Source organism: Pseudomonas guangdongensis, from assembly GCF_900105885.1.
In the GTDB taxonomy this organism is placed as follows: domain Bacteria; phylum Pseudomonadota; class Gammaproteobacteria; order Pseudomonadales; family Pseudomonadaceae; genus Geopseudomonas; species Geopseudomonas guangdongensis.
On record NZ_LT629780.1, the window covers coordinates 1,532,503 to 1,557,209 of the forward strand.

At 65.1% G+C, this 24,707-nt stretch carries 18 protein-coding genes, 5 tRNA genes, 3 rRNA genes and 3 pseudogenes; 17 read left to right on the forward strand and 12 right to left on the reverse strand.

Annotation, left to right across the window (positions count from 1 at the left end; all coding sequences use genetic code 11):
• The first annotated feature begins 117 nt into the window (after positions 1-117).
• From pssA to BLU22_RS07460, 14 genes are all read left to right on the forward strand, one after another.
• Positions 118-933 carry a CDP-diacylglycerol--serine O-phosphatidyltransferase gene (gene pssA, locus BLU22_RS07395; protein ID WP_090213300.1) on the forward strand — a complete coding sequence of 272 codons (816 nt, stop codon included), beginning with the start codon at positions 118-120 and terminating at the stop codon, positions 931-933.
• A 544-nt stretch (positions 934-1,477) separates the two neighbouring features.
• Positions 1,478-3,014: ribosomal RNA gene (locus BLU22_RS07400) — 16S ribosomal RNA — on the forward strand.
• A 66-nt stretch (positions 3,015-3,080) separates the two neighbouring features.
• A tRNA-Ile gene (locus BLU22_RS07405) sits at positions 3,081-3,157 on the forward strand.
• 31 nt (positions 3,158-3,188) lie between these two features.
• Positions 3,189-3,264 (forward strand) — tRNA-Ala (locus tag BLU22_RS07410).
• 261 nt (positions 3,265-3,525) lie between these two features.
• Positions 3,526-6,417 (forward strand): 23S ribosomal RNA (locus BLU22_RS07415).
• Between the two features lie 134 nt (positions 6,418-6,551).
• Positions 6,552-6,667, forward strand: a 5S ribosomal RNA gene (gene rrf, locus BLU22_RS07420).
• The 16S, 23S and 5S rRNA genes sit together here with 2 tRNA genes alongside, the layout of an rRNA operon.
• 227 nt (positions 6,668-6,894) lie before the next feature.
• Positions 6,895-7,545: a paraquat-inducible protein A gene (locus BLU22_RS07425; RefSeq protein ID WP_090213301.1), complete on the forward strand. Its 651-nt coding sequence runs from the start codon at positions 6,895-6,897 to the stop codon at positions 7,543-7,545.
• Positions 7,532-8,152, forward strand: coding sequence for a paraquat-inducible protein A (locus tag BLU22_RS07430; protein WP_090213303.1), 621 nt, complete (start codon positions 7,532-7,534; stop codon positions 8,150-8,152). Before BLU22_RS07425 ends, BLU22_RS07430 begins: the two co-directional genes overlap by 14 nt.
• On the forward strand, positions 8,145-10,427 hold the full coding sequence (locus tag BLU22_RS07435) for a PqiB family protein (RefSeq protein WP_090213304.1): 2,283 nt from the start codon (positions 8,145-8,147) through the stop codon (positions 10,425-10,427). Before BLU22_RS07430 ends, BLU22_RS07435 begins: the two co-directional genes overlap by 8 nt.
• 117 nt (positions 10,428-10,544) lie before the next feature.
• Positions 10,545-12,092, forward strand: coding sequence for a 2-isopropylmalate synthase (locus BLU22_RS07440; protein ID WP_090213306.1), 1,548 nt, complete (start codon positions 10,545-10,547; stop codon positions 12,090-12,092).
• Positions 12,089-12,883, forward strand: coding sequence for a hypothetical protein (locus BLU22_RS07445; RefSeq protein WP_090213307.1), 795 nt, complete (start codon positions 12,089-12,091; stop codon positions 12,881-12,883). Before BLU22_RS07440 ends, BLU22_RS07445 begins: the two co-directional genes overlap by 4 nt.
• A complete protein-coding gene (gene rimI / locus BLU22_RS07450) occupies positions 12,880-13,332 on the forward strand; it encodes a ribosomal protein S18-alanine N-acetyltransferase (protein WP_090213309.1) in 453 nt (150 codons plus the stop codon). Before BLU22_RS07445 ends, rimI begins: the two co-directional genes overlap by 4 nt.
• A gap of 80 nt (positions 13,333-13,412) precedes the next feature.
• On the forward strand, positions 13,413-14,729 hold the full coding sequence (locus tag BLU22_RS07455) for a flavin monoamine oxidase family protein (RefSeq protein ID WP_157718978.1): 1,317 nt from the start codon (positions 13,413-13,415) through the stop codon (positions 14,727-14,729).
• A gap of 173 nt (positions 14,730-14,902) precedes the next feature.
• A complete protein-coding gene (locus BLU22_RS07460) occupies positions 14,903-15,817 on the forward strand; it encodes a DMT family transporter (protein WP_090213312.1) in 915 nt (304 codons plus the stop codon).
• On the opposite strand, the gene BLU22_RS14950 is transcribed toward BLU22_RS07460, so the two are convergent.
• Entirely contained in the window at positions 15,799-16,311 is a 513-nt protein-coding gene (locus BLU22_RS14950) for a hypothetical protein (RefSeq protein WP_157718979.1), read from the reverse strand. The two genes, BLU22_RS07460 and BLU22_RS14950, sit on opposite strands and share 19 nt — an antisense overlap.
• Before the next feature lie 157 nt (positions 16,312-16,468).
• Here BLU22_RS14950 and BLU22_RS15250 point away from each other — a divergent pair.
• Positions 16,469-16,614 (forward strand): annotated as a pseudogene (locus BLU22_RS15250) (phage integrase); the annotation flags it as partial.
• Positions 16,615-16,661: 47 nt separating this feature from the next.
• Here the strand turns inward: BLU22_RS15250 and BLU22_RS15145 are convergent.
• The 4 genes and pseudogenes from BLU22_RS15145 to BLU22_RS07485 all read right to left on the reverse strand — a co-directional run.
• Positions 16,662-17,012 (reverse strand): annotated as a pseudogene (locus BLU22_RS15145) (Arm DNA-binding domain-containing protein); the annotation flags it as partial.
• 168 nt (positions 17,013-17,180) lie between these two features.
• A tRNA-Met gene (locus tag BLU22_RS07475) sits at positions 17,181-17,257 on the reverse strand.
• A 133-nt stretch (positions 17,258-17,390) separates the two neighbouring features.
• Complete coding sequence (gene uraH, locus BLU22_RS07480; RefSeq protein ID WP_090213317.1) at positions 17,391-17,801, reverse strand: hydroxyisourate hydrolase; 411 nt, start codon at positions 17,799-17,801, stop codon at positions 17,391-17,393.
• Between the two features lie 34 nt (positions 17,802-17,835).
• A complete protein-coding gene (locus BLU22_RS07485) occupies positions 17,836-18,342 on the reverse strand; it encodes a GlcG/HbpS family heme-binding protein (RefSeq protein WP_090213319.1) in 507 nt (168 codons plus the stop codon).
• Positions 18,343-18,478: 136 nt separating this feature from the next.
• On the opposite strand from BLU22_RS07485, the gene BLU22_RS07490 reads away from it, so the two are divergent.
• Together BLU22_RS07490 and BLU22_RS07495 are read left to right on the forward strand one after the other, a co-directional pair.
• Positions 18,479-19,150, forward strand: coding sequence for a heavy metal response regulator transcription factor (locus BLU22_RS07490; RefSeq protein ID WP_090213320.1), 672 nt, complete (start codon positions 18,479-18,481; stop codon positions 19,148-19,150).
• Positions 19,147-20,547, forward strand: a complete 1,401-nt coding sequence (locus BLU22_RS07495; RefSeq protein WP_090213322.1) for a heavy metal sensor histidine kinase — start codon at positions 19,147-19,149, stop codon at positions 20,545-20,547. Before BLU22_RS07490 ends, BLU22_RS07495 begins: the two co-directional genes overlap by 4 nt.
• Before the next feature lie 279 nt (positions 20,548-20,826).
• Here BLU22_RS07495 and BLU22_RS07500 read toward each other — a convergent pair whose 3' ends face one another.
• The 7 genes and pseudogenes from BLU22_RS07500 to BLU22_RS07530 form a co-directional block, all read right to left on the reverse strand.
• Positions 20,827-21,042, reverse strand: a complete 216-nt coding sequence (locus BLU22_RS07500) for a hypothetical protein (RefSeq protein WP_090213324.1) — start codon at positions 21,040-21,042, stop codon at positions 20,827-20,829.
• A gap of 248 nt (positions 21,043-21,290) precedes the next feature.
• Complete coding sequence (gene ychF, locus BLU22_RS07505) at positions 21,291-22,391, reverse strand: redox-regulated ATPase YchF (protein ID WP_090213325.1); 1,101 nt, start codon at positions 22,389-22,391, stop codon at positions 21,291-21,293.
• 44 nt (positions 22,392-22,435) lie between these two features.
• Positions 22,436-23,020: an aminoacyl-tRNA hydrolase gene (pth, locus tag BLU22_RS07510; RefSeq protein WP_090213327.1), complete on the reverse strand. Its 585-nt coding sequence runs from the start codon at positions 23,018-23,020 to the stop codon at positions 22,436-22,438.
• Positions 23,021-23,058: 38 nt separating this feature from the next.
• A pseudogene (gene rplY / locus BLU22_RS07515) lies at positions 23,059-23,346 on the reverse strand (50S ribosomal protein L25); the annotation flags it as partial.
• 108 nt (positions 23,347-23,454) lie between these two features.
• The gene (locus BLU22_RS07520; protein ID WP_090213330.1) at positions 23,455-24,396 is read right to left on the reverse strand and encodes a ribose-phosphate pyrophosphokinase; all 942 of its coding nucleotides are present in this window, start codon (positions 24,394-24,396) and stop codon (positions 23,455-23,457) included.
• A 99-nt stretch (positions 24,397-24,495) separates the two neighbouring features.
• Positions 24,496-24,570, reverse strand: a tRNA-Gln gene (locus tag BLU22_RS07525).
• 49 nt (positions 24,571-24,619) lie between these two features.
• Positions 24,620-24,694, reverse strand: a tRNA-Gln gene (locus BLU22_RS07530).
• Positions 24,695-24,707 lie beyond the last annotated feature (13 nt).

The following is a 24,707-nucleotide window of genomic DNA, read 5'->3' on the forward strand; positions in this document are numbered from 1 at the left end:
ACGCGGCTACGGCCGCGTTTTTTCTTTTCTGGTATAAAAAAGACGGATGGCCGGATCGGCGATATGTCGATCGACGCATGGCCAGTCGATTTGTCCTTCCGAGCAAGGTGGTTACCCATGAGCGAACAACCCGGCGAGCCGCAAAAGGCGCCAGAGACCGACAGCATGCTGCCCATCGACGAGCACGTCGAAGAGGGGCGCGATGCCGAAGGACGCAAGGTCAGGCATCGTGGCGTCTACCTGCTGCCCAACCTGTTCACCACGGCCGCACTGTTCGCAGGCTTCTACGCGATCATCAGCGCGATGAGCGGGCGCTTTTCCGAAGCGGCGGCGGCGATCTTTGTGGCCATGGTGCTGGACGGCCTGGATGGTCGCGTGGCCCGGCTGACCAACACGCAGAGTGCATTCGGCGCCGAATACGACTCCCTGTCGGACATGGTCGCCTTTGGCGTGGCGCCGGCGCTGGTCGCCTTCGAGTGGGCGCTGGGCAGTCTGGGCAAGGTCGGCTGGATGGTGGCCTTCATCTATGTGGCGTGCGCTGCGCTGCGCCTGGCGCGCTTCAATACCCAGGTGGGAACTGCCGACAAGCGCTTCTTCGTCGGTCTCGCCAGCCCGGCGGCGGCCTCGGTGGTGGCCGGCACGGTCTGGGCATTCAGCGACTTCGGCATCCAGGGCTCCAACATGGCCTTCCTCGTCGCTTTGCTGGTGGCTGCCGCCGGTGTGCTGATGGTCAGTAACATCAAGTACCACAGCTTCAAGGATCTGGATCTGAAAGGGCGGGTTCCCTTTGTCGCGGTACTGGTGACGGTGCTGCTGTTCGCCGTGGTGTTCAGCGACCCGCCGCGTGTACTGCTGCTGATCTTCCTCGGCTACGCCCTCTCCGGGCCGGTACAGCGTTTGCTGCAGCTGCGCCGTCGCCGCACTGCCGACTGAATTGACGATTTCTTGTGAAAACTCGTTGACGGCTGCTGGAAGTGGCCTATAATGCGCGCCACTTCCAGCGAGAAGCTGAACAAAAAGCCTTTTAAATCAATAGGTTGCAAAGTTCAGGCGATTGAGCGATGCTTGCGTCGCTCGCTCTTGCAGGGAGTGCGGGGCTCGGGTCCTGCTGCGGTTTTCGCCTCCGGGCGGTGCTGCAAAGAGGTGTTGACTTCGGCTCGAAAGGCTGTAAGATGCGCGCCTCGCTGATCGGAAGGGTCCTTCCGGAAGGCGCCAAGCGATTGAATCGAAAAGAAATTTTCAAAAATCGCTTGACAGGTTGAAAGGCTGCTGTAGAATGCGCGGCCTCGGTTGAGACGAAACACTGGCTCGGTCGAAACGCTCTTTAATAAGTTGAATCAAGCAATTCGTGTGGGTGCTTGTGAGATAAGACTGACAGTCGCAAGATTATCAGCATCACAAGTAACACTCGTGAATTCGAGAGTTTTTTGCGATTGCTGAGCCAAGTTTAGGGTTTTCTCAAAACCCAGATTGATTTGAACTGAAGAGTTTGATCATGGCTCAGATTGAACGCTGGCGGCAGGCCTAACACATGCAAGTCGAGCGGATGAAGGTAGCTTGCTACCGGATTCAGCGGCGGACGGGTGAGTAATGCCTAGGAATCTGCCCGGTAATGGGGGATAACGTTTCGAAAGGAACGCTAATACCGCATACGTCCTACGGGAGAAAGCAGGGGACCTTCGGGCCTTGCGTTATCGGATGAGCCTAGGTCGGATTAGCTAGTTGGTGAGGTAATGGCTCACCAAGGCGACGATCCGTAACTGGTCTGAGAGGATGATCAGTCACACTGGAACTGAGACACGGTCCAGACTCCTACGGGAGGCAGCAGTGGGGAATATTGGACAATGGGCGAAAGCCTGATCCAGCCATGCCGCGTGTGTGAAGAAGGTCTTCGGATTGTAAAGCACTTTAAGTTGGGAGGAAGGGCAGTCAGTTAATACCTTGCTGTCTTGACGTTACCAACAGAATAAGCACCGGCTAACTTCGTGCCAGCAGCCGCGGTAATACGAAGGGTGCAAGCGTTAATCGGAATTACTGGGCGTAAAGCGCGCGTAGGTGGTTCAGCAAGTTGGATGTGAAAGCCCCGGGCTCAACCTGGGAACTGCATCCAAAACTACTGAGCTAGAGTACGGTAGAGGGTGGTGGAATTTCCTGTGTAGCGGTGAAATGCGTAGATATAGGAAGGAACACCAGTGGCGAAGGCGACCACCTGGACTGATACTGACACTGAGGTGCGAAAGCGTGGGGAGCAAACAGGATTAGATACCCTGGTAGTCCACGCCGTAAACGATGTCAACTAGTTGTTGGGTTCCTTGAGAACTTAGTAACGAAGCTAACGCGATAAGTTGACCGCCTGGGGAGTACGGCCGCAAGGTTAAAACTCAAATGAATTGACGGGGGCCCGCACAAGCGGTGGAGCATGTGGTTTAATTCGAAGCAACGCGAAGAACCTTACCTGGCCTTGACATGCAGAGAACTTTCCAGAGATGGATTGGTGCCTTCGGGAGCTCTGACACAGGTGCTGCATGGCTGTCGTCAGCTCGTGTCGTGAGATGTTGGGTTAAGTCCCGTAACGAGCGCAACCCTTGTCCTTAGTTACCAGCACGTTATGGTGGGCACTCTAAGGAGACTGCCGGTGACAAACCGGAGGAAGGTGGGGATGACGTCAAGTCATCATGGCCCTTACGGCCAGGGCTACACACGTGCTACAATGGTCGGTACAGAGGGTTGCCAAGCCGCGAGGTGGAGCTAATCCCACAAAACCGATCGTAGTCCGGATCGCAGTCTGCAACTCGACTGCGTGAAGTCGGAATCGCTAGTAATCGTGAATCAGAATGTCACGGTGAATACGTTCCCGGGCCTTGTACACACCGCCCGTCACACCATGGGAGTGGGTTGCTCCAGAAGTAGCTAGTCTAACCTTAGGGAGGGCGGTTACCACGGAGTGATTCATGACTGGGGTGAAGTCGTAACAAGGTAGCCGTAGGGGAACCTGCGGCTGGATCACCTCCTTAATCGAAGACTTCAGCTTCCTCATAAGCTCCCACACGAATTGCTTGATTCACTCGCGAAAGGCGATTGGGTCTGTAGCTCAGTTGGTTAGAGCGCACCCCTGATAAGGGTGAGGTCGGCAGTTCGAATCTGCCCAGACCCACCAATTGTCGTGGTGCGCAGGCTGATCGAAAGATGGGGCCATAGCTCAGCTGGGAGAGCGCCTGCTTTGCACGCAGGAGGTCAGGAGTTCGATCCTCCTTGGCTCCACCACTTAATCGCCAAGCTCAGAAATGAGTGCTTGTACTGCAACATGCAGTGCGAAACGAGCATTGATTTCTGGTCTTATCGCCAGACGTTCTTTAAAAATTCGGGTATGTGATAGAAGTAGACTGAATGATCTCTTTCACTGGTGATCATTCAAGTCAAGGTAAAATTTGCGAGTTCAAGCGCAAGTTTTCGGCGAATGTCGACATTCACGCACATAATCACAGTCAATCAGATCCTCGGATCACAGATTGCTTGGGGTTATATGGTCAAGTGAATAAGCGCATACGGTGGATGCCTTGGCAGTCAGAGGCGATGAAAGACGTGGTAGCCTGCGATAAGCTTCGGGGAGTCGGCAAACAGACTTTGATCCGGAGATCTCTGAATGGGGAAACCCACTCAGCATAAGCTGGGTATCTTGTACTGAATACATAGGTGCAAGAGGCGAACCAGGGGAACTGAAACATCTAAGTACCCTGAGGAAAAGAAATCAACCGAGATTCCCTTAGTAGTGGCGAGCGAACGGGGATTAGCCCTTAAGCTGCTTGGATTTTAGTAGAAGGCTCTGGAAAGTGCCGCCATAGTGGGTGATAGCCCCGTATACGAAAAGATCCTTGCAGTGAAATCGAGTAGGACGGAGCACGAGAAACTTTGTCTGAATATGGGGGGACCATCCTCCAAGGCTAAATACTACTGACTGACCGATAGTGAACCAGTACCGTGAGGGAAAGGCGAAAAGAACCCCGGAGAGGGGAGTGAAATAGAACCTGAAACCGTATGCGTACAAGCAGTGGGAGCCTACTTTGTTGGGTGACTGCGTACCTTTTGTATAATGGGTCAGCGACTTATATTCAGTGGCAAGCTTAACCGTATAGGGGAGGCGTAGCGAAAGCGAGTCTTAATAGGGCGTTTAGTCGCTGGGTATAGACCCGAAACCGGGCGATCTATCCATGAGCAGGTTGAAGGTTAGGTAACACTGACTGGAGGACCGAACCCACTCCCGTTGAAAAGGTAGGGGATGACTTGTGGATAGGAGTGAAAGGCTAATCAAGCTCGGAGATAGCTGGTTCTCCTCGAAAGCTATTTAGGTAGCGCCTCACGTATCACTCCAGGGGGTAGAGCACTGTTTCGGCTAGGGGGTCATCCCGACTTACCAAACCGATGCAAACTCCGAATACCTGGAAGTGTCAGCGTGGGAGACACACGGCGGGTGCTAACGTCCGTCGTGAAAAGGGAAACAACCCAGACCGTCAGCTAAGGTCCCAAAGTTGTGGTTAAGTGGTAAACGATGTGGGAAGGCTTAGACAGCTAGGAGGTTGGCTTAGAAGCAGCCATCCTTTAAAGAAAGCGTAATAGCTCACTAGTCGAGTCGGCCTGCGCGGAAGATGTAACGGGGCTCAAACCACACACCGAAGCTACGGGTTCATCCTTTGGATGAGCGGTAGAGGAGCGTTCTGTAAGCCTGTGAAGGTCAGTTGAGAAGCTGGCTGGAGGTATCAGAAGTGCGAATGCTGACATGAGTAACGACAATGGGAGTGAAAAACTCCCACGCCGAAAGACCAAGGGTTCCTGCGCAACGTTAATCGACGCAGGGTTAGTCGGTCCCTAAGGCGAGGCTGAAGAGCGTAGTCGATGGGAAACAGGTTAATATTCCTGTACTTCTAGTTACTGCGATGGAGGGACGGAGAAGGCTAGGCCAGCTTGGCGTTGGTTGTCCAAGTTTAAGGTGGTAGGTCGAATTCTTAGGCAAATCCGGGAATTCAAGACCGAGAGCTGATGACGAGCGTTCTTTTAGAATGCGAAGTGGTTGATGCCATGCTTCCAGGAAAAGCTTCTAAGCTTCAGGTAACTAGGAACCGTACCCCAAACCGACACAGGTGGTTGGGTAGAGAATACCAAGGCGCTTGAGAGAACTCGGGTGAAGGAACTAGGCAAAATGGCACCGTAACTTCGGGAGAAGGTGCGCCGGTGAGGGTGAATGACTTGCTCAGTAAGCCCACGCCGGTCGAAGATACCAGGCCGCTGCGACTGTTTATTAAAAACACAGCACTCTGCAAACACGAAAGTGGACGTATAGGGTGTGACGCCTGCCCGGTGCCGGAAGGTTAATTGATGGGGTTAGCGAAAGCGAAGCTCTTGATCGAAGCCCCGGTAAACGGCGGCCGTAACTATAACGGTCCTAAGGTAGCGAAATTCCTTGTCGGGTAAGTTCCGACCTGCACGAATGGCGTAACGATGGCGGCGCTGTCTCCACCCGAGACTCAGTGAAATTGAAATCGCTGTGAAGATGCAGTGTATCCGCGGCTAGACGGAAAGACCCCGTGAACCTTTACTATAGCTTTGCACTGGACTTTGAGCTTGCTTGTGTAGGATAGGTGGGAGGCTTTGAAGTGGAGACGCCAGTTTCCATGGAGCCATCCTTGAAATACCACCCTGGCAATCTTGAGGTTCTAACTCTGGTCCGTTATCCGGATCGAGGACAGTGTATGGTGGGTAGTTTGACTGGGGCGGTCTCCTCCTAAAGAGTAACGGAGGAGTACGAAGGTGCGCTCAGACCGGTCGGAAATCGGTCGCAGAGTATAAAGGCAAAAGCGCGCTTGACTGCGAGACAGACACGTCGAGCAGGTACGAAAGTAGGTCTTAGTGATCCGGTGGTTCTGTATGGAAGGGCCATCGCTCAACGGATAAAAGGTACTCCGGGGATAACAGGCTGATACCGCCCAAGAGTTCATATCGACGGCGGTGTTTGGCACCTCGATGTCGGCTCATCACATCCTGGGGCTGAAGCCGGTCCCAAGGGTATGGCTGTTCGCCATTTAAAGTGGTACGCGAGCTGGGTTTAGAACGTCGTGAGACAGTTCGGTCCCTATCTGCCGTGGACGTTTGAGATTTGAGAGGGGCTGACCTTAGTACGAGAGGACCGGGTTGGACGAACCTCTGGTGTTCCGGTTGTCACGCCAGTGGCACTGCCGGGTAGCTATGTTCGGAAAAGATAACCGCTGAAAGCATCTAAGCGGGAAACTTGCCTCAAGATGAGATCTCACTGAAGCCTTGAGCTTCCTGAAGGGTCGTCGAAGACTACGACGTTGATAGGTCGGGTGTGTAAGCGCTGTGAGGCGTTGAGCTAACCGATACTAATTGCCCGTGAGGCTTGACCATATAACACCCAAACAATCTGACAATTGTTGCGTGTGACAGGCCGAAAGCTTGCATGAACCGCAAATACCGAATAGAAACACCGCTATCACATACCTGATTCGGGGTCGCGCCACGGCGAGATCCCAACCGAATTGCTTGACGACCATAGAGCGTTGGAACCACCTGATCCCATCCCGAACTCAGCAGTGAAACGACGCATCGCCGATGGTAGTGTGGGGCCTCCCCATGTGAGAGTAGGTCATCGTCAAGCACCTATACCGAACCCCCGATTAGCGCACGCTGGTCGGGGGTTTCTCTTTGCGCCGAAAATGAACGGCGGCAACGATAAGCGATGCGCTAAAGCAGCTGCTATCGCTGCTCCGGCGAGCCGAGGCGCTCGGCCTTGTTCCCCTCGGCTGGGCAAGTCGGTGGGGGAAAGCCTGCGGAAGCGCGCCGGGCTCCGCTAAAATGGCACGCAGTCTTTCCCGAGCAATCCTCATGAGCGAAACCGAGTCGCGCCCCCTGCATGAGCTCCCGCTGGAGCAGCTGCTGGCCTGTCACGAGTGCGACCTGCTGATGCGCAGACCGGTGCTGGCCGTGGAGCAGAAAGCCTGCTGTCCGCGCTGCGGCTACGAGTTGTTGGCCCGGCGCAGCCAGATGGAGCGGCGCAGCCTGGCTCTGGTGCTGACCGCCCTGGCGCTGTTCGTGCCGGCCAACTTCCTGCCGATCATGCAGCTCGATCTGCTCGGCCAGACCACTCGGGACACGGTCTGGAGCGGCGTGCTCGGTCTCTACGACAGCGGCATGGAGGCGATCGCCCTGGTGGTGCTGCTCTGCAGCATGGTGGTGCCCCTGCTCAAGCTGCTCTGCCAGTTGCTGGTGCTGCTCAGCATCCGTGGCCGCAGGGCGCTGGCCTGGGGGCGCTGGCTGTATCGTTCGTACCATCACCTGCGCGAGTGGGGCATGCTGGAGGTCTATCTGATGGGCATCCTGGTGTCCATCGTCAAGCTGATGGACATGGCCGATCTGACCCTGGGGGTTGGGCTGTTCTGTTTCGTCGCGCTGCTGCTTGCGCAGGTCTGGCTGGAGGTGACCATGTCGCCGCAGCAGGTCTGGGAAGCGCTGGAGGATGACGATGCGCGCCCTTGATGCCGGCATCCTGGTCTGCCACGAATGCCAGCAGCTCAATCGCCCGCCCGCCGGGCAGCCGCCGCGCTGTAGGCGCTGCGGTGCCCGCCTGCACGGGCGCCGCCCGAACAGCATCGCGCGGACCTGGGCCTTGCTGCTGAGTGCGGCGCTGCTCTACATCCCGGCGAACCTGCTGCCGATCATGAGCGTGCACATGCTCGGCCGCGGCAGTCCGGCCACCATCATGGGCGGGGTGATCGAACTGATCCAGGCCGGCATGCTGCCGATCGCCCTGGTGGTGTTCGTCGCCAGCATCCTGGTGCCGAGCTTCAAGCTGCTGGGGATTGCCCTGCTGCTCTACTCGGTGCAGCGCCATCAGGTGATGTCGCCGCGCCAGCGCATCCTCATGTACCGTTTCATCGAGTGGATCGGCCGCTGGTCGATGCTCGACATCTTCGTCATCGCCATCCTGGTCGCCCTGGTCAGCTTCGGCAACCTGGCCAGCATCGAGGCCGGCGCCGGCGCTCTGGCTTTCGCGGCGGTGGTGATCCTCACCATGCTGGCGGCAATCACCTTCGATCCCCGACTGATCTGGGACAACACCGACGCGGACATCGCCCATGACTGAACCTGCCCTTCCCGAACTCCGCAAGACCGGCAACTGGTCGGCCATCTGGGTGCTGCCGCTACTCGCCCTGGCCATCGGCCTGTGGCTGCTGTGGCGCGCCTTCAGCGAAGCCGGGGTGGAGATCCGCGTGCATTTCGCCGACGGCGAGGGCATCCAGACCAACAAGACCCAGGTGATGCACAAGGGCATCGCCGTGGGCCGGGTGGTCGATCTGCACGTCAGCCAGGACCTGCAGGGCGTCGAGGCCATCGTGGAGATCAACCGCGAGGCGAAGGACTACCTGAGCGGCGACACCCGCTTCTGGCTGGTCAAGCCGCGGGTATCGCTGGCCGGGGTGACCGGCCTGGAGACGCTGGTGTCCGGCATCTACATCGCCATCGACCCGGTCAAGGGCGAGGCGGTCGACGAGTTCACCGCCCTCAGCGAACCGCCGCCGCTGTCCGACCGTCTGCCCGGCCTGCACTTCACCCTCAAGGCCGAGCGCCTCGGCTCGCTGGAGCAGGGCAGCCCGGTCTACTACCGGCAGATCCAGGTCGGTCAGGTGAAGAGCTACCGCCTCGGCGAGGACCAGCGCACCGTCGAGCTGCAGATCTACGTCGAGGAACCCTATGCCCACCTGGTGCGCAAGCACACCCGTTTCTGGAACGCCAGCGGCATCAGCTTCAGCGGGGGTCTGTCCGGCTTCAAGCTGCGCACCGAGTCGTTGGTCAGCCTGGCCACCGGCGGCATCGCCTTCGCCACCCCGGAGCACCGCCAGGACAGCCCGCCCACCGACCCGGCCCTGCCGTTCCGCCTCTACGACGACTACGAAAGCGCCGAGGCCGGGCTCAAGGTGACGCTTCAGCTGCAGGACGTCGCCGGCCTGCAGCCGGGGCGTACCGCGGTGCTGTACAACGGCGTGCAGGTCGGCACCCTGAAGAAGATCGACATGGGCCGCGACTTCGCCCAGCCGGTGGCCGAGCTGACCATGGACCCGCGCACCGAGGAGCTGCTGGTCGACAGCAGCGAGTTCTGGATGGTCAAGCCGTCGATCTCCCTAGCCGGGATCACCGGCCTGGATGCGCTGGTGCAGGGCAACTACCTGGAGGTGCGCTTCGGCAAGCAGGGCGTGCCGGCCCGCGAATTCACCATCCGCGCCAAGGCGCCGCCGCTCAACGTCGACGCCCCGGGGCTGCATCTGGTGCTCGCCGCCGAGCGGCTCGGCTCCCTGGAGGTCGGCAGCCCGCTGCTCTACCGGCAGATGCGCATCGGCAGCGTGCAGAGCTACCAGCTGTCGCGCGACCGCCAGCGCGTGCTGATCGGCGTGCATGTCGAGCCGGACTATGCCGGCCTGGTCAACGAGTCGACGCGCTTCTGGAACGCCAGCGGCATCCGCCTCAAGGGCGGCCTGAGCGGCGTCGAGGTGCAGAGCGAGTCGCTGCAGACCCTGATGCTCGGCGGCATCGCCCTCGATACCCCCGATCCGCAGGCCGCGCCGGTCACCCGGGTCAAGCGCTTCCGGCTGTTCGACGACGAGGCCCGGGCGCTGGCCCGCGGCCACCTGCTGGAGCTGAGCCTGCCCCGCGCCGACGGCATCGACGCCGGCACGCCGCTGCGCTACCGCGGCCTGCAGGTCGGCGCAGTGGAGCAGGTGCGCCTCGCCGACGACCTGCAGCAGGTGCTGCTGACCCTGCGGGTCACCGAGGCCGGCGAGCGGATCGCGCGCGCCGGCAGCCGCTTCTGGGTGGTACGCCCGGAACTGGGCCTGGCGCGTACCGCCAACCTCGACACGCTGGTCAGCGGTCCTTATCTGGAGGTCGCGCCGGGGCCGCGTAGCGCCGCGTTGCAGAGCCGCTTCGAGGTGCTGGCCGCCGCGCCGCAGGCCCTGCCGGCCGAGTCCGGCCTGCCGCTGGTGCTCAGCACGCCGCGCCGCGGCTCCCTCAAGCCGGGAGTGGCGGTGACCTACCGCGAGATGCCGGTGGGCAAGGTCACCCGCGTCGAGCTGGGGCCGAACGCCGACCGCGTGCTGGTGCATATCCTCATCGAGCCGCGCCACGCCGCGCTGGTGCGCGGCGGCAGCCGCTTCTGGAACGCCAGCGGCATCGGCGTCGAGGTCGGCCTGCTCAAGGGCGCGCAGATCCGCACCGAGTCCCTGGAGGCGATCCTCGAAGGCGGCATCGCCTTCGCCACCCCCGACGAGGTGCGCCCGGTGCAGCCAGGGCAGACCTTCGCACTGTTCGACGCGCCGCAGCCGGAGTGGCTGCAATGGGCGCCGAAGATTCCCCTCGGGCGCTGACGCGGCGCCCGGCGCCGCTTTCCCGGGTCGGCGATTCAGGCCACAATTCGCCCCACCAACGCGCGTGCCACGACACGCCCGCCGCCTGCAGCCGCCGGCAGCCATGAGGAGACCGACATGAGCAACGACCGCGTCATCATATTCGACACCACGCTGCGCGACGGCGAGCAGAGCCCCGGCGCGTCGATGACCAGGGAAGAGAAGCTGCGCATCGCCAAGGCGCTGGAGCGCATGCGCGTCGACGTGATCGAGGCGGGCTTCGCCATCGCCAGCCCGGGCGACTTCGAGTCGGTCAAGGCGGTCGCCGAAGCGGTCAAGGACAGCACTGTGTGCAGCCTGGCGCGCGCCCTCGACGCCGACATCGAACGCGCCGCCGAGGCGCTGAAGAACGCCAACTCCGGGCGCATCCACACCTTCATCGCCACCAGCCCGATCCACATGCAGTACAAGCTGCGCATGCAGCCGGACGCGGTGGTCGAGCAGGCGGTGCGCGCGGTGAAGAAGGCGCGCAGCCTGTGCGGCGACGTCGAGTTCTCCTGCGAGGACGCCGGCCGCTCGGAAATCGACTTCCTCTGCCGGATCATCGAGGCGGCCATCGAGGCCGGTGCGCGCACCATCAACATCCCGGATACCGTCGGCTACGCCATCCCGCACCAGTACGCCGAGACCATCGCCCAGCTGCTCAATCGCATCCCCAATGCCGACAAGGCGGTGTTCTCGGTGCACTGCCACAACGACCTCGGCCTGGCCGTGGCCAACTCGCTGGCCGCGGTGGTCGCCGGTGCGCGCCAGGTGGAGTGCACCATCAACGGCCTCGGCGAGCGCGCCGGCAACGCTGCGCTGGAGGAGATCGTCATGGCGATCAAGACCCGCAAGGACCTGCTCGACGTCTATACCAACATCGAGACCGAGCACATCCTCAGCACCTCGCGGCTGGTCTCCGGCATCACCGGCTTCCCGGTGCAGCCGAACAAGGCCATCGTCGGCGCCAACGCCTTCGCCCACGAGTCGGGCATCCACCAGGACGGCGTGCTCAAGCACCGCGAGACCTACGAGATCATGCGCGCCCAGGACGTCGGCTGGAACGCCAACAAGATGGTCATGGGCAAGCACTCCGGGCGCAACGCGTTCCGCGCGCGTCTCGACGAGCTGGGCATCGTCCTGCCCGGCGAGGCCGAGCTGAACGCCGCCTTCGCCCGCTTCAAGGCGCTGGCCGACAAGAAGCACGAGATCTTCGACGAGGACCTGCAGGCGCTGGTCTCCGACAGCCTCGCCGAGGAAGCGCCGGAGCACTTCAAGCTGGCCTACCTGGACGTCGCCAGCAAGACCGGCGAGGTACCGGTCGCCGCGCTGGTGCTCAGCGTCGACGGCGTCGAGCACAAGGCCTCGGCCAGCGGCTCCGGCCCGGTGGATGCCACCTTCAAGGCTATCGAGGCCATCGCCGCCTCCCAGGCCAGCCTGCAGCTCTACTCGGTCAACGCCATCACCCAGGGCACCGACTCCCAGGGCGAGGTCACCGTGCGTCTGGAGAAGGGCGGGCGTATCGTCAACGGCAACGGTGCCGATACCGACATCGTGGTGGCCTCGGCCAAGGCTTACCTGCATGCGCTGAACCTGATGCAGGCCGGCGTGCACAAGGCCCACCCGCAGACGGACGGCGTGTGATCGACGAGCAGCAGCGCCGCGCCTGGCTGGGTGCCATGCAGATCGACGTCTGGCTGCCGCGCCAGGCGCTGCCGTTCGCCGCCCCCTCGCGCCCGGAACTGCTGGCCCTGCCCGAGCCGCGCAGCGAGGCGCCGTCGCGGCGCCCGGTGCGTCCGCGCCCCGGCCCGCCGGCCGCCGAGAGCGCCGCCGCGCCGGCCACGCTGCCGGCGCGCAAGGTGCTGCCGCTGCCGGCTCGGCTGTCGGTCGGGCCAGCGCCCGAGCCGTCGCGCGCGCCAGCGCCAGCGCCGGCCGCTGCGCGCGAGGCGCCGCCGCGCTTCGCCCTGCAACTGCTGCGCGCCGGCGCCTGCCTGCTGCTCGTCGAGCTGCCCAGCGGCGAACCCTTCGCCAGCCGCGATCCGGCCTACCGCCTGCTCAAGGACCTGCTGCGCGCCGCGCAGCTGCCGGACAGCCCGCAGCCGCTGGGCGAGCCGATCCGCTGGCCGATGCTGCGCGGCAACCCGGTCAGCTTCGACCAAGGCCCCGAGGCGGCGCGCCTGTACGTGCGCACCGTGCTGCAGGGGCAGCTGGAGCAGGCGCCGGCGCCCTGCCTGTGGCTGGTCGGCGAGGCGGCGGCGCGTTTCGCCTCCAGCCGGGATGCGCAGGCCTCGGAGCCGGACGACCTCGGCCTCGGCGCCCTCGGTCAGGCTTGGCGCCTGCCGGGCCTGGAACACCTGATGACGACGCCGGCCCTCAAGGCCGCGCTGTGGGACAGCATGCGCCGCACGATGCGGTGCTGGACGGACAAGCCATGAGCGATGCAATCACTTTCCGGCGCATGGGCGCCGACGACCTGGATGCGGTGCTGAAGATCGAGTACGCCGCCTTCAGCCATCCCTGGACCCGCGGCATCTTCAGCGACGCGCTGAAGTCCTACGAGTGCTGGCTGATGTTCGAGGGCAGCCAGCAGGTCGGCCACGGGGTGATCAACCTGATCGTCGACGAGGCGCACCTGCTGAACATCACCGTCAAGCCGGAGAGCCAGGGCCGCGGCCTCGGCCTGCGCCTGCTCACCCACCTGATGCAGTGCGCCCGCGAGCGCGGCGGCAACGAATGCTTCCTCGAAGTGCGCGCCTCCAACCAGTCGGCCTACCGCCTCTACGAGCGCTTCGGCTTCAACGAGATCGGTCGCCGCCGCGACTACTACCCGGCCGTCGGCGGGCGCGAGGACGCGCTGGTGATGGCCTGCCCGCTATTCGACTGAGCCGCGCCTCCCCCTGCATCGGCGCCCCGCGCGCCGCCGTCCCCGGATAGTCCCTTGTTCCGTCATCGAGAATGCCCGCCATGTCCCAGCACTGCGCCGAAGTGATAGTGGTCGGTGCCGGCCTGTCCGGCCTGACCGCGGCCTGGCGCCTGGGCTGGGCCGGGCGCACGGTGCGCGTGCTGGAAGCCGCGCCGCGCATCGGCGGGCGGATTCTCGATGCCGAGCTGGCCGATGGCCGGCGAGTCGAACTGGGGGCCCGTGGCCTCGACCTGCGCCAGCCGCGCCTTGCCCAGTTGGTGCGCGAACTGCAGCTGCCCTTGCAGGCGCCGGACGAAACCGGCGGCGCCGTCGCGGCCGTCTGGCCGCCGCCCGATCCGGCCCTGGGCCGGCTGGGCCGCTGGCAGTGCCGGCGGCTGTGGCACGCGCTGGAGCGGGAAGCGGCGCTGCTGCCGCCCGAGCCGGGCAGCGAACATGCGCGGGCGGCGGCGCTCGATCGCCTGAGCCTGGGCGACTGGCTGGCGCGGCGCTGGCCGGGGCGCGCCGCCCGCCAGGCCATCGAGGCACAGGCGCTGCTGCTGTTCGGCGCAGCGCCTGACCAGCTGTCCCTGCTGCACGCCCTGCTGCAACTGCGCCAGCACGGCCGCGCGGCCCTGCACGGTCGCCAGCTCGCGCCGCCCGCGCAGCGCCCGCGCGGCGGCATGTCGGCGCTCTGTGCGGCGCTGGTCGAGCGGCTGGGCGACGACCTGATCCTCGACAGCCCGCTGCTCGGCATGCGCCAGGACGGCGAGACGGTCGAGCTGATCTGCGCGGCGGCGCGCTACCGCGCCCGCCATGTGGTGCTGGCGCTGCCGGCGCTGCAGTTGGCCCGTCTGGACTGCGTGCCGGCGCTGCCCGGCTGGCGCGAGCACGGCCTGCGCCACCTGCTGCCCCAGGCGCGCATCGACTGCCTGCTGCGCTACGAGCGGCCGTTCTGGCGCGAGCGCCTGCCGCGGATCGACCTGCCGTTGCTGGCCGCCGGCTGCCTGATCGTCGAGGACGAGAGCGGCCAGCCCTGGCTGCGCGTTACCCTGAGCGGCGAACGCGCGCGCCGTCTGGGCCGCGAGGCCCGCGCGCGCCGCCAGGCGCAACTGCTGGACAGCCTGGTCGGGCTGCTCGGCCGCGCGGTCCACGAGGTCCAGGAATGCCTGATCCACTGCTGGGCCGACCAGCCGTTCCTGCGCGCCGCCGCGCCGTTCTGGCCGGCCGGCGGCTGGAGCCTGCAGGCCCCGCTGCTGCGGCGCAGCTGGGGACGCATCCATTTCGCCGGCGCCGATCTGGCCGCCCGCGCGCCCGGCACTCTGGAGGGCGCGGTGGATGCCGGCGAGCGCGCCGCCGAGGCGGTGCTGGCGCGCCTGTGAGGTCTGCGGCGGACTTGCCAGCGGCGCCGGGCAGTCCGTAAGGTGCCGCCCTTGACTGCCGGCGGCCCCCGCCGCCGGCGCGAGCGCACAAGGAGTCGTCGCATGTCCTTCCTTCCGCTGCCGCCGCGCGGCCATGGCCGCGTATCCTGCCGTCCCCGCGGCGGGCACCGCTGATGCCCCGGCACACGCTCTGGGCGGCGGCCGGCCTGCTGCTGGCCTGCCTGTGCTGGGCGGGCAACGCGCTGGTGGCGCGCGCGGTGGCCGACAGCATCCCGCCGATGTCGCTGGCCTTCGGCCGCTGGTCGCTGGCGCTGGCGTTGCTGCTGCCCTTCGTCGGGCGCACCCTCTGGCAGCGGCGCGCCGCCCTGCGCCGGGCCGGCTGGCGCCTGTGGGTGGTGTCCGGACTGGGCATCGCCAGCTACAACTCGCTGCTCTACCACGCCGCGCACAGCACCTCGGCGATCAACATCACCCTGCTCAACACCTGCCTGCCGCTGGCCACCTTCCTCGGCGCCGGCCTGCTGCTCGGCGAATGGCCGGCGCGGCGCGCCTGGCTGGGCATGGCGCTGGCGGCGTGCGGCCTGCTGCTGCTGATCGGGCGTGGCGAGCTGGCCACCTTCCTGACCCTCGACTTCTATCGCGGCGACCTGATCATGCTGCTGGCGGTCGTGGTCTGGGCGCTGTACTCGCTGCTGATGCGCCTGTGGGCGCCGCGCCTGGAACTGCCGGCACTGCCTCTGCTGGGCGCGATGATCCTCTACGGCCTGTTGCTGATGCTGCCGTTCTACCTGCTCGAACTGGCCCTGGTCGGTGGCTTCACGCCCAGCCCGGAGACCCTCGGCGCCATCGCCTATACGGCGCTGTTCGCCTCGCTGCTCGCCTACCTGGCCTGGAACCACGGCCTCAAGGTGCTCGGCGCGGCGCGCGCCTCGCTGTTCAGCTACCTGATGCCGGTGTTCGCCGCGCTGCTGGCCTGGCTGTTGCTCGGCGAGGGGCTGGCGTTCTACCACTGGCTGGGCGGCGCGCTGATCTTCGCCGGCCTGCTGCTGGCGACCCGCCTGCCGCCGGCTCAGCGCAGCGGCGAATAGTTGTTCTGCGCATGGCAGGCCGCCGGGTCGCGCCGCTCCCGGCACAATCGGGCAAAGGCCGCCCGGGCGCCGCGCCGGCAGTCGCGGTAGCGCAGCGAACCGGGCCGCTCGTTGCGGCATACGCTGGCGTAATCGATGCGCCCGTTGCGCTCCTGCCACTGGAAGCGCCCCTGGACCATGCCCCGGTTGCTCCGCCACGACCACGCGGCCGAGCGGATGACCGGGGCGGCCTTCGGCTCGCGCCCCGGCGCGTGCGAGCGCGGCGTGGCCGGCAGGCGGTTGAGCGCACCCCGCGGTGGGTAATTGTCGTCGCCGAACGTGCCGGGACGGGCGGGCGTTGCGCCGGACGCGGTATGGCTGGCGAGGCAGCAGCCGAGCAGGATGGCGAGCAGCAGGGGGGCGAGCGCTCCGCGCCTTGGTCGTTGCGGGAGGCTCCAGAGGGCGTTGCCGGCAGAGCGCCGCCGGGGTGTCGCACAGTCCTTGTCCGCTCGCATGAAGCCTGCTCCGTCATCTCCGATACCGCAGAGAGACTTAACCCGCGGGGCTGTAGCCCGGCGTGCTGTGCCGCACGTTCCGAGGGTTTTGGGGGTGGTTGCGCAGGCGTGCCGGCAGTCGGCACTGTGCGGTGCGGGGAAGGTTGCGATGGCGCGGCTCCGGCACACCTGCGTCAGCCACGGCATGATGGGTGGCGGCGACATCCTGGCACTGCATATGCCCACCTGTCGCCCGAGCACCTGGAGTCGGCATTGCGCTTCTCTCCGCTTGCCCAGTGTGGACACGCCGTAGTCACTTTGTAGTCACCGAGGCATAAAAAAAGGGCCTGCCTTTCGGCAAGCCCTTGATATTTTGGTGTGTGCCACTCCCGTGCTAGTGCCTCGAAGGTGCTGTTGGCCGCCAGCAGCTCGGCGTCCTTGCGTGCCTTCCGGCTCAGGATGGGGTTGGCCAGGTCGGCCCGCAGCTCGGCGGCCTTCTGGCGGGCGAGGGCGCCGCTCACTTGGGGATACCCGCCGAGGCCGAGCCAGGACCATTTGCCGGCCGGGGTCTTGTAGCGCAGCTGCCAGGACTTGGTGGCGTCCGGTTTGACCCGGAAGTACAGGCTGTTGCCGTCGAGTTCGCGGTACTCCTTGGCCTCGGCTTCCAGCCCGGCGAGGACACTATCGGCGAGGGGGCGGCGCTTGATCTCTGAGCGCTTCATGTCCTTGTATCCCTTCGGTTCAATTATTTTCGAAGGATACAAGCCGGGATACAGATTTCCCAGCGATAGGGGGAGACAAGGGGGGACAGCCAGAAACAAGAAAGCCCGCACAAGGCGGGCTTCTTGGGGCGTTTCGTAGACTGTTAGATACAGCTAGAAACAGTGTTTTGGTGGCTACGCAGGGACTTGAACCCCGGACCCCAGCATTATGAATGCCGTGCTCTAACCAACTGAGCTACGTAGCCAAGTGGCGCGCATTATTCTCTTCGAACCCGGCGGTGTCAACCCCGGGGTCGAAGAAAATTCCAGCCCGATCAATTGCTTGCCTCGACTGCCGGACGAGGCGCGGGTCTGGTGTCCCGTGGGCGCGCCGGTGGATCAGTTGCCGCGGTAGGTGGAGAAGCCGTAGGGGCTGAGCAGCAGCGGGATGTGGTAGTGCTGCTCGGTGTTCTCCACCTTGAAGAGCACCGGGATCTCCGGGAAGAAGGTGTCGCGCTTGGCACCGGCGTAGTAGTCACCGGTCTTGAACACCACGCGGTAGTCGCCGGCGGCCAGCGCCTTGCCTTCCGGGTAGAGGGCGGTGATGCGGCCCTGTTCGTTGGTCTTGCCGCGGCTCAGTTCCTGCCACTGGCCCTTGGACTGGTGTTCCAGGGTCACTTCGATGCCCGGGGTGGGGATGCCGTTCTCCAGGTTCAGCACATGGACGCTGAGCGGGTTGCCGGCGGCCATGGCCAGGCCGGACAGGCTGGAGAGGCCGAGGGCGAGGAGGGTGGTCTTCAGTGCGGTCATGGTGTGCTCCAGTGATGGATGAGTGGAGAGGATTTCAGCGTTGTGCCGGGGCGATGCTCAGGCCGAAGCGCTCGGCGGCCTGCACCGCGCAGGCCTGGTCCTGGTCGGCGCCGCCGGCACCGGCCACGCCGAGGGCGCCGACCAGCGCGTCGCCGGCGAACAGCGGGACGCCGCCGCCCAGCAGCAGCAGCTCGGGGAGGGTGTTGAGGTTGGCGGCGTCGGGATTGGCGCGCGCCCGCTCGGCCAGCAACTGGCTGGGGGTCTTGGTGGACAGTGCGGTGTAGGCCTTGCGCTGGCTGGCCAGGGTGTTGTGCGGGCCGACGCCGTCGCCGCGCTGCACCACGATCAGGTTGCCGCCGCGGTCGAGTACGCTGACCACCGCCGAGCGTCCGGCGGCGCGGCAGGCTTCCAGGGTCAGGTCGCTCAACTGGCGGGCGCTGGCCAGGTCGAGGTCGGCGTGCTGCGGCAGCTTCGGCGCGGCGCTGGCGGCGGCGCTGGCGGTCAGCAGGGCGGTGGCGATGAGCAGGTGTCTGGGCTTCATGGTGGGCCTCCTGAGTGGATGGGCACAGCCTAGGACGCGGCCCCCGTCGCCAAGCCGTCGCGGCGATTACAACTTTGTAATGGGCAACCCCGGGCCGTCCCGCTAGCCTGTACGGCAACGATGGCGGAGGTGGGCGATGCGTTTGCTGGTGGTGGAAGACGAGGTGAAGACCGCGCAGTTCCTGGCCCGCGGCCTGGGTGAATCGGGCTATACGGTGGATGTGGCGCACAACGGCCTCGACGGCCGCCACCTGATCGAGGAGGAGCAGTACGACCTGGCGATCCTCGACGTGATGCTGCCCGGCCTGGACGGCTGGCAGCTGCTGCGCCTGCTGCGCGAGCGCGGCGCCACGCCGGTGCTGTTCCTCACCGCGCGCGATGCGCTAGAGGACCGCATCAAGGGCCTGGAGCTGGGCGCCGACGATTACCTGGTCAAGCCGTTCGCCTTCGCCGAGCTGCTGGCGCGGGTGCGCAGCCTGCTGCGCCGCGGCCCGCTGCGCGAACTCGACTATCTGGGCGTCGCCGACCTGGAAATCGACGTGCTGCGCCGCCGGGTCAGTCGCGGCGGCCAGCGCATCGCCCTGACCAACAAGGAATTCGCCCTTCTGCACCTGCTGGCCAGCCATCGCGGCGAGGTGCTGTCGCGCACCCGCATCGCCTCCCAGGTGTGGAACATGAACTTCGACAGCGACACCAACATGGTCGAGGTGGCCGTGCGCCGCCTTCGCGGCAAGATCGACGATCCCTTCCCGGTCAAGCTGATCCACACCGTGCGCGGCATGGGCTACCGCCTGGACGCCGAAGCATGAGCCGCGCGCCGTCCCTGGCCTGGCGCCTGGCGCTGGCCTTCGCGCTGGTCTGCGCGGTGGTGCTCGGCGCCATCGGCTTCTACCTGTACCGCTCGCTGGAGCGCGAGCTGGCCTTCCGCGACGACCAGGCGCTGCTCGGTCGCGTCGAGCAGGTGCGCATCCTGCTGCAGGACAGCGACAGCCTGGAGGGCCTGCAGGAGCGCCCGCGCCTTTACCAGAACATGCTCGGCAACCGCGAGAGCCTGCTGCGGGTGCTGCGCGCCGACGGCACGGCGCTGATCGACATCAACCCCGCCGCCGAGCAGTTGCCGGAGCTGCCGGCGCTGGCCGCGGACCGGCGCGCGCAGCGCGGCGATCTGCGCGACTGGCGCGCCGCCGACGGCACCCCGGCGCGACTCCTGGCGGTGGCGGCGCAGGGACCGGGCGGCGAGCCGCTGCACATTCTTGCCGGCAAGCTGATGATCGAGCGCGAGCAGATGCTGGCCAGCTACCGCTGGCGGCTCTACGGCGGGGTCGGCGGCGGCGCGCTGCTGGCCTTGCTGCTTGGCCTCGGGCTGGTACGTCGCGGCCTGGCGCCGCTGCGCCGGCTGGCTGGGGCGGTGGCCGGCATCGACCGGCGCAGCCTGGACCGCCGGCTACCGCTGGAAGGCGTGCCCGAGGAGCTGCACGCGCCGATCGAGGCGCTCAACGCCATGCTGGCGCGCCTGGAGGACAGCGTGCAGCGGCTCTCGCAGTTCTCCGCCGACCTGGCCCACGAGATCCGCACGCCGCTGCACAACCTGCTGGGCAGCAACCAGCTGGCCCTCGGTCAGCCGCGCAGCCAGGGCGAATACGAGGAGCTGCTTGCCTCGAACCTGGAGGAGTACGAGCGCTTGATCCGCATGGCCGAGAATCTGCTGTTCCTCGCCCGCGTCGACAACGCCCAGCAGGCCCTGGAGCGGCGCGAGGTCGCCCTCGACGAGCTGGGCGAGCAACTGGTCGACTACTTCGAGGCGCTGGCCAGCGAGCGCGGCCTGCACCTCGACAACCGCCTGCACGGCCAGTTGTGCGCCGACCGCCTGCTGCTGCAGCGCGCCCTCGGCAACCTGCTGGCCAACGCCATCCGCCATGCCGAGGCGGACTCGACCATCCTGCTGGAACGCCACGACGGCGCGGGGCTGTGCTGGCTGGCGGTGGACAACCGCGGCGCGGCGATTCCCGCCGAGCACCTGCCGCGGCTGTTCGACCGCTTCTTCCGCGCTGATCCCTCGCGCGCCGCGCCCGGCGACAGCGGCGGCCTGGGGCTGGCCATCGTCAAGTCGATCGCCGAACTGCACGGCGGTCGCGTCGAGGTGCTCAGCGGCGACGGTCGCAACCGCTTCGCCATCGGCCTGCCGCCGGTCGAGCGGTGCGCCTGAGGCGCGGGCGGACGGCGCCTCGCTAGGCAGCGTGCAGGTGGTCGATGGACGAGCTGGCGCGAGAGGGCTGGCCGAGGCTGCCCCAGGCGGCGCGGCAGGTCCTGACCATCGAGGATGCCCCGCCGTTGGCTTGTCCCTCAAGGTGACGCCGGAAACCTAAGGCTTCGCGGTAACGCGGGTTGCCATGCCAGGCAGCCCCGGGCCTGGGAGCGGCGGTTCGCCCCGATCCCCTGCGGCATCCTGCTTGCCGGGGCTGGGGAACCTCGATCCTGCGCGCGTTCAGGCGCGCCAGGCGGGGGCCGTTTCGCTGCGCCGGCCGGCCGCCTGGCGCCGCTCGCTGCTGCGCCGGTCCGCCACCAGCTCCAGGCGTGCCGCGCCGAGGGCGCTCAGGTGGGTGTCGATGTCGGCGATCCGCGCGCTCATCGGCATGTCCAGCCAGCCGATCACGCTGCCCTGGTCGTCAAACAGTTTGATGGTGCGACAGTCTTGGCGCATGTCGGAGTCCTCGTCGGGATGTCTGCTGCGGTCACGGACGAGCGGGCTGCAGGTGCTGAGCCGCAGGGTGCGTCCTGGCTTTTACTGTATATGAATACAGTATCTTGTCGCCAGTCCCTTGTGACGCCGATCATCCCCGCCCTGTGTGGCCGCTTCCCGCGCGAGCCGTGACGCGGATAAAGAAAACCCCCGTATCGCGCGGGCGATGACGGGGGTTGCGGACGGCGCGCCGGAGTCCGGCAGGGCGGTCAGACGTTGAAGCGGAAGTGCATCACGTCGCCGTCCTTGACGATGTACTCCTTGCCTTCCAGGCGCCACTTGCCGGCTTCCTTGGCGCCGGCTTCGCCGCGGTACTGGATGAAGTCGTCGTAGGCGATGACCTCGGCGCGGATGAAGCCCTTTTCGAAGTCGGTGTGGATCACCGCGGCGGCCTGCGGCGCGGTGGCGCCGATCTTCACGGTCCAGGCGCGCACTTCCTTCACCCCGGCGGTGAAGTAGGTCTGCAGGCCGAGCAGCTGGTAGCCGGCGCGGATCACCCGGTTGAGGCCCGGCTCTTCGAGGCCGAGGGATTCGAGGAACATGTCCTTCTCCTCGCCGTCGTCCAGTTCGGCGATCTCCGCCTCGATCTTGTTGCACACCGGCACCACGATGGCGCCTTCTTCCTCGGCGATGGCCTTGACCACGTCGAGGTGCGGGTTGTTGTCGAAGCCGTCCTCGGCGACGTTGGCGATGTACATCACCGGCTTGCTGGTGAGCAGATGGAAGCCGCGGATGATCAGCTTCTCCTCCGGGCTCATGTGCTTCATCAGCGAGCGCGCCGGCTTGCCCTGGGTGAAATGCGGGATCAGCTGTTCGAGGATGGCTTTCTGCGCCAGGGCTTCCTTGTCGCCGCCCTTGGCGTTGCGCGCGACCTTCTGCAGCTGCTTCTCGCAGCTGTCGAGGTCGGCGAAGATCAGTTCCAGGTCGATGATCTCGATGTCGCGCTTGGGATCGACCGAGTTGGACACGTGGATCACGTTGTCGTCCTCGAAGCAGCGCACCACATGGGCGATGGCGTCGGTCTCGCGGATGTTGGCGAGGAACTTGTTGCCCAGGCCTTCACCCTTGGAGGCACCGGCGACCAGGCCGGCGATGTCGACGAATTCCATGGTGGTCGGCAGCACACGCTCGGGCTTGACGATCTCGGCCAGCGCATCGAGGCGCGCGTCGGGCATCGGCACGATGCCGCTGTTCGGCTCGATGGTGCAGAACGGGAAGTTCTCCGCGGCGATGCCGGACTTGGTCAGGGCGTTGAACAGGGTGGACTTGCCGACGTTGGGCAGGCCGACGATGCCGCAGTTGAATCCCATGGTGTATCCCTCGCGGAGATGAATTCGGACGTGAAGAGAAGGCGTCAGGCTTTCTGGCTGTGCAGCTTCTGCATCGCCTTGGTCCAGTCGCCGGCGAGCATTTCCGGCAGCGCGTCGAGGGCGAAGTCGATGCTCGCCTCGAGCTTTTCCTGTTCGCTGCGCGGCGCTCGGCCGAGGACGAAGTTGGAGACCAGGTGCTTGTCGCCGGGATGGCCGATGCCCAGGCGCAGGCGATGGAAGGAATTCTGGTTGCCGAGCTGGGCGATGATGTCGCGCAGGCCGTTGTGCCCGCCATGGCCGCCGCCGACCTTGAGTCTGGCGGTGCCGGGGAGCATGTCGAGTTCGTCGTGGGCCACCAGGATGGCCGCCGGCGGAATGCGGAAGAAGTTCGCCAGCGCCGCCACGGACTGGCCGCTGCGGTTCATGTAGGTGGTGGGGATGAGCAGACGAACGTCGCGGCCCTGGTGGCTGAACTTGCCGACCAGGCCGAAGTATTTCTTGTCGGCGCTGAGGCTTGCGCCCATGGCTGACGCCACGCGCTCGACGAAAAGAGCCCCTGCGTTGTGCCGGGTCTGTTCGTATTCCGCTCCGGGGTTACCGAGGCCGACGATCAGTTGGATGGCAGTCACGACAGGGGCTCTCTCAGACGTGCAGGCGGATATCAGGCGCGCACGAAGTCCATGTGCAGGGCGAAGCCCTTGGACGGATGACGCTGGACAGCCTTGATCACCACGTTCTGCACGGCGCCGTCGATGTTCAGGGCAACGGTGCTGCCGAACACGGACTGGTCTTCCAGCAGCTTGACGACTTCGCGGGCTTCCATGCAGATCGACTGCGGGGCCTGCTCGCCGCCGTAGACAACGGCCGGAACCAGGTTGGCGTTACGACGCAGGCGGCGGCTCGCACCTTTCCCCAGGTCGGAACGCGCTTGGGCATTCAGGGTGAAGTTGGTCATTGCAGTTCTCCAGAATGACAACAGGCCCGAAGCGCTTGCGACCAGCGTTTCGGGCTGTTGGCTAAAGGCCCTGCGCGGGGCAGGGCAGTTTATATCGGCGCCCGTGCCTTAGCGGAACATGGCGCTGATGGATTCCTCGTTGCTGATGCGGCGTACCGCTTCGGCAACCACCGGGCCGATGTCCAGCTGGCGAATGCGCTCGCAGGCCTGGGCAGCGGCGGACAGCGGGATGGTGTTGGTCACCACCAGCGCGTCCAGCTCGGAGTTTTCGATGTTCTCGATGGCGCGCCCGGACAGCACCGCGTGGGTGCAGTAGGCGTAGACCTTGGAGGCGCCGTGCTTCTTCAGTGCGCTGGCGGCGTGGCACAGGGTGCCGGCGGTATCGACCATGTCGTCCACCAGCACGCAGGTGCGGCCGTCGACGTCGCCGATGATGTGCATCACCTCGGAGACGTTGGCCTTCGGCCGGCGCTTGTCGATGATCGCCAGGTCTACGCCCAGGCTCTTGGCGACTGCACGGGCACGCACCACGCCGCCGATGTCCGGGGAGACAATCATCAGGTTCTCGAAGCGCTGATCCTGGATGTCGTCGACCAGGGTCGGCGAGCCGTAGATGTTGTCCACCGGCACGTCGAAGAAGCCCTGGATCTGGTCGGCATGCAGATCGACGGTGAGCACGCGGTCGACGCCGACTACGGTCAGCATGTCGGCCACCACCTTGGCGCTGATCGCCACGCGGGCGGAACGCGGACGGCGGTCCTGGCGGGCATAGCCGAAGTAGGGGATCACTGCCGTGATACGACTGGCCGAGGAGCGGCGGAAGGCATCGGCCATCACCACCAGTTCCATCAGGTTATCGTTGGTCGGCGCACAGGTCGGCTGAATCAGGAAGACATCCTTACCGCGGACATTTTCGTTGATTTCGACACTGATTTCGCCGTCGGAGAATTTGCCGACGGAAACGTCGCCGAGGGGGATGTGCAGTTGACGCACGACACGGCGAGCGAGATCGGGGTTGGCGTTCCCCGTAAAGACCATCATCTTGGACACGCGCAGTTCCTGCCGGCTGAGGGTGGACCCTGGATGAACAAAAAACCTTTGTGACCTCGCGGCGCTGTACCGCAAAACCACAAAGGTTTTTCTGGAATATGGCAGGGGCGGCTGGATTCGAACCAACGCATGGCAGGATCAAAACCTGCTGCCTTACCGCTTGGCGACGCCCCTGTGGCATCAAGTGTGTGCTGACCGGACTGTACGATTCCCGTGAGGGTTATGGCAGGGGCGGCTGGATTCGAACCAACGCATGGCAGGATCAAAACCTGCTGCCTTACCGCTTGGCGACGCCCCTGTATCGTACAACC

Bases quoted from the DNA above. Each gene is read 5' to 3' on its own strand.
- pssA (WP_090213300.1), top strand. From the start codon at position 118: ATGAGCGAACAACCCGGCGAGCCGCAAAAGGCGCCAGAGACCGACAGC.
- BLU22_RS07425 (WP_090213301.1), top strand. From the start codon at position 6,895: ATGAGCGAAACCGAGTCGCGCCCCCTGCATGAGCTCCCGCTGGAGCAG.
- BLU22_RS07430 (WP_090213303.1), top strand. From the start codon at position 7,532: ATGCGCGCCCTTGATGCCGGCATCCTGGTCTGCCACGAATGCCAGCAG.
- BLU22_RS07435 (WP_090213304.1), top strand. From the start codon at position 8,145: ATGACTGAACCTGCCCTTCCCGAACTCCGCAAGACCGGCAACTGGTCG.
- BLU22_RS07440 (WP_090213306.1), top strand. From the start codon at position 10,545: ATGAGCAACGACCGCGTCATCATATTCGACACCACGCTGCGCGACGGC.
- rimI (WP_090213309.1), top strand. From the start codon at position 12,880: ATGAGCGATGCAATCACTTTCCGGCGCATGGGCGCCGACGACCTGGAT.
- BLU22_RS07455 (WP_157718978.1), top strand. From the start codon at position 13,413: ATGTCCCAGCACTGCGCCGAAGTGATAGTGGTCGGTGCCGGCCTGTCC.
- BLU22_RS07460 (WP_090213312.1), top strand. From the start codon at position 14,903: ATGCCCCGGCACACGCTCTGGGCGGCGGCCGGCCTGCTGCTGGCCTGC.
- BLU22_RS14950 (WP_157718979.1), bottom strand. From the start codon at position 16,311: ATGCGAGCGGACAAGGACTGTGCGACACCCCGGCGGCGCTCTGCCGGC.
- uraH (WP_090213317.1), bottom strand. From the start codon at position 17,801: ATGACCGCACTGAAGACCACCCTCCTCGCCCTCGGCCTCTCCAGCCTG.
- BLU22_RS07485 (WP_090213319.1), bottom strand. From the start codon at position 18,342: ATGAAGCCCAGACACCTGCTCATCGCCACCGCCCTGCTGACCGCCAGC.
- BLU22_RS07490 (WP_090213320.1), top strand. From the start codon at position 18,479: ATGCGTTTGCTGGTGGTGGAAGACGAGGTGAAGACCGCGCAGTTCCTG.
- BLU22_RS07495 (WP_090213322.1), top strand. From the start codon at position 19,147: ATGAGCCGCGCGCCGTCCCTGGCCTGGCGCCTGGCGCTGGCCTTCGCG.
- BLU22_RS07500 (WP_090213324.1), bottom strand. From the start codon at position 21,042: ATGCGCCAAGACTGTCGCACCATCAAACTGTTTGACGACCAGGGCAGC.
- ychF (WP_090213325.1), bottom strand. From the start codon at position 22,391: ATGGGATTCAACTGCGGCATCGTCGGCCTGCCCAACGTCGGCAAGTCC.